This window comes from Calothrix sp. CBUCES-K 9914, from assembly GCF_059640475.1.
The window spans coordinates 1-3,247 of the sequence record NZ_JBXXZH010000471.1; the positions used below are offsets into that span (position 1 = coordinate 1).

A 3,247-nucleotide genomic window follows, 5' to 3' on the forward strand; every position below is an offset into this window, starting at 1 on the left:
CTTACCCAGATTTGGCACAAGCTATTGAAATAGCTTTTAATAAAATCTCTTTAAATGACATTCATAATTGGTTTGCTCATTGCTGTTATTGTACCTCACCAGCTTAGGAAAGGCTATAATAGTTGTCCTAATATATAAACGCCCATATGCCAGCAGAAACCGTAACCCTACAAATACCAGAGATTATTTATACCAGGTTGGTAAATACAGCAAAAGCAACCCATCGACCCCTAGAAGAAGTAATACTGCGTGTCTTACAAATAGGTAGTCCCCCAGCATGGGATGATATACCATCAGAGTTTCAGGCAGAAGTTGCAGCACTAGATAAATTAGATGATGATAGTTTGTGGCAAGTTGCGCGCGCTTCTAAAACAAACCAAGATATGGAACGATACAACATATTGCTAGATGGTAACTCTAACAGTACTCTAAATGAGGAGGAACGTTTAGAGTTAATGGCACTGCGGCATGAAATGGACGCTTTTATGTTATGTAAAGCTCAAGCAGCAGTATTACTCCGTTGGAGAGGACTTAACTGCTACCTGGGTACGCTATGAATTGCATAATTGAGAAATTGTCGAAATGTCACAGTCTATAAGGAAATATGAATAAGGAAGATTGGTTTTTTACAATGCAAGAAAAGCTGCCACACAGTTGGCTAGAAGTCAAGTTTACGGATATTACTTGGCTTATAACTTGTGGAGTTGCAAAAAAACCTAACTATGTAGAAAAAGGAATTCCTTTTTTATCCGCTCAAAACTCAAAACCATTTAAAGCAAATCTTAATGATATCAAATATATTTCAGAAGAAGATTTTAAAAAATTTACCGTAGGAGGAAAGCCCGAAAAGAACGATGTTCTTTATTCGCGAGTTGGTGCAAAGTTCGGTGAAGCGGCAAAAGTTACATTTGAATTTAATTTTGCAATTTATGTAAGTCTAACTTTAATTAAACCAATTCACTCTTTAGTTGATTCAGATTATTTAGTGGCATTTCTTAATTCAATTTATGGAAATATACAGGCACATGGTGGAATTTGGGGAAGTGGTATTCAAAATTTAAATGTTAACCGAGTTAGACTATATCGAATACCCCTCGCACCCCTCAACGAGCAACGGCGCCTTGTCACCAAAATAGAAGCGCTCAAAACAAGAAGCCAACGTGTAAAAGATGCGCTATCTTCAATACCTGCACTGTTAGACCAATTTCGTCAATCAGTCCTCGCGGCTGCATTTAGCGGCGCCTTAACTGCTGACTGGAGGGAGAAAAACCCTGATGTGGAACCAGCAGAGGTTTTACTAGAGAAAATTCGTTTAGAACGCGGTAAGAGGTATCAAGAAGAGTGTAGCAAAGCTGAATTACAAGGGCGAAGAAAACCAGCATCGTTCAAAGAAAATCTAGAACCTATTGAGCTTCCAAATCTTCCAATAATTCCTGATACATGGTGCTGGGAAAGACTTGCGAATATATCAAATACTATTGGAGGCGTAACAAAAGGACGTAAACTTGGTAATCGTCAAACAATTATGCTTCCTTACTTAAGAGTAGCGAATGTTCAAGATGGTTATCTAGACTTAAGCGAAATAAAAGAAATTGAAGTATTACCAGAAGATTTAGAAAAATATCATCTTGAATATGGTGACATCCTCTTTACGGAAGGTGGGGATAGAGACAAATTAGGTAGAGGTACTATTTGGAAAAACAATGTAGAAAAATGTATACATCAAAACCACGTATATAGAGCGCGATTATATTATTCCGGTGTATCTTGTGAATATATTTCATTAGTCACTAAATCTAAATATGCTAAAGCTTATTTCTTTGCAAATGCAAGTCAAACAGTTAATTTAGCTTCCATAAATCTTACCTGCCTCGGTAATCTTCCTTTACCAATTCCTTCAGAAGAAGAACAAAAAGAAATTGTCCACCAAATCAAACTTTTATTTAAAGTCGCTGACACCATCGAACAACAATACCAACAAAGCTTCGGCGCCATCAACCAACTCGACCAATCTATACTAGCAGAAGCATTTCGCGGCGCCCTAGTCCCCCAAGACCCCAACGACGAACCAGCATCAGTGTTACTCGAACGCATCCGCGCGGAACGTGATAAACTGCAAACCAAAACTGCTAAAAAATCCACACCTAAAACAAGTGGACGTAGTAAAAAATCCCAGCCACAACAGGAAGAGTCAGTGCAACTAGAACTGGGCTTGGAGTAGTAATCAACATCATTGTTAGATGCTAAATAATGCAACAATCCGTAAATCACTACTCCAACATTACGGTTTACCCTACCAATTTAGGTATTCAAGTCTCAATAAAAACATACTATATTACCTTTGAAAAATAATTTTTAGGAGTCATACTGTATTAACAAGTAAGTGTTGAGAACAAGAGACGCCCAAATTAAAACATCACGGCGCCATGTAATTTAAATTTATGATGCTTTACTCGTAGCAGTTGCCTTTTTCTTATCCCACTTTTCCATAACTCTCTTAACGTGTTCTATTTCTTCAAAGTCTACACGTACACTAGCATGTTCAAATTGTATACCTAATACTGTGATGACTTCTAAAATTTCTGAAAAGCTGGCACATTGATAATCAGTTTTTTCGTATTCCACAACTCGCGCGCTTTCAATACCTAACATTGCAGCAAGCTCATCAATACTAATTTTGGCGGCAATTCTAGCTTTGATTAAAGCGTCTGGTAATTTATGAAAACACTCGACTTTGATTGTGATTGGTTCATTCAAAGCACAATTAACGAGTGTTTCGTATTCAGCTATTTCAGCTTCTAACTGTTCTATATGACCTTGTAAGGCACTTCGGCTCTGAGAGTACCGAGTATAGTCTTCCTGAATAGCTGCTTCATCACTGTCCATTGCAGCAATAGTTTTTTGGAACTTAGTAACCCATTCTTGACTAAATTGGTATTGATTTTCATCTTTAATCATGGTTCCCACCTCATTAAATCTATAGCTATAATGCCTTTTTTATTTTTATCTCTATCTGTCTGGAAAAACTCGAATGAATTTTCTCCATAATTACCGACAGGTTGGTCAGATGGAAAAAGCTCACCTTTGTATCGAGCTTTCATTCCAGCACGGTCATAATGATTAAACAGTCGGGGAGCATTTACTCTAAGATAATCAGTATCTACCGTTTCCTTATCATAACAACCATCAAAGTCAACTGGGTCAGATTTACTTGTCGTAAAGCTGCCGTTTATGTAAATTACTCTAC

4 protein-coding genes are annotated in these 3,247 nt (G+C 37.4%); 2 read left to right on the plus strand and 2 right to left on the minus strand.

The window, feature by feature from the left end; genetic code table 11:
* Positions 1–146 precede the first annotated feature (146 nt).
* Positions 147–557 carry a hypothetical protein gene (locus tag AC2JBO_RS44050; protein WP_496959932.1) on the plus strand — a complete coding sequence of 137 codons (411 nt, stop codon included), beginning with the start codon at positions 147–149 and terminating at the stop codon, positions 555–557.
* A 47-nt stretch (positions 558–604) separates the two neighbouring features.
* Entirely contained in the window at positions 605–2,221 is a 1,617-nt protein-coding gene (locus tag AC2JBO_RS44055) for a restriction endonuclease subunit S (protein ID WP_496959933.1), read from the plus strand.
* A 218-nt stretch (positions 2,222–2,439) separates the two neighbouring features.
* Here AC2JBO_RS44055 and AC2JBO_RS44060 read toward each other — a convergent pair whose 3' ends face one another.
* Positions 2,440–2,958, minus strand: a complete 519-nt coding sequence (locus AC2JBO_RS44060) for a DNA-binding protein (protein ID WP_496959934.1) — start codon at positions 2,956–2,958, stop codon at positions 2,440–2,442.
* Positions 2,955–3,247, minus strand: a 293-nt coding sequence (locus tag AC2JBO_RS44065; RefSeq protein WP_496959935.1) for a DUF6932 family protein, incomplete at its 5' end; no start/stop codon positions are given. The genes AC2JBO_RS44060 and AC2JBO_RS44065, both read right to left, overlap by 4 nt.

What these genes read in the sequence shown, in the direction of transcription:
- AC2JBO_RS44050 (WP_496959932.1), top strand. Translation starts at nt 147, where the DNA reads ATGCCAGCAGAAACCGTAACCCTACAAATACCAGAGATTATTTATACC.
- AC2JBO_RS44055 (WP_496959933.1), top strand. Translation starts at nt 605, where the DNA reads ATGAATAAGGAAGATTGGTTTTTTACAATGCAAGAAAAGCTGCCACAC.
- AC2JBO_RS44060 (WP_496959934.1), bottom strand. Translation starts at nt 2,958, where the DNA reads ATGATTAAAGATGAAAATCAATACCAATTTAGTCAAGAATGGGTTACT.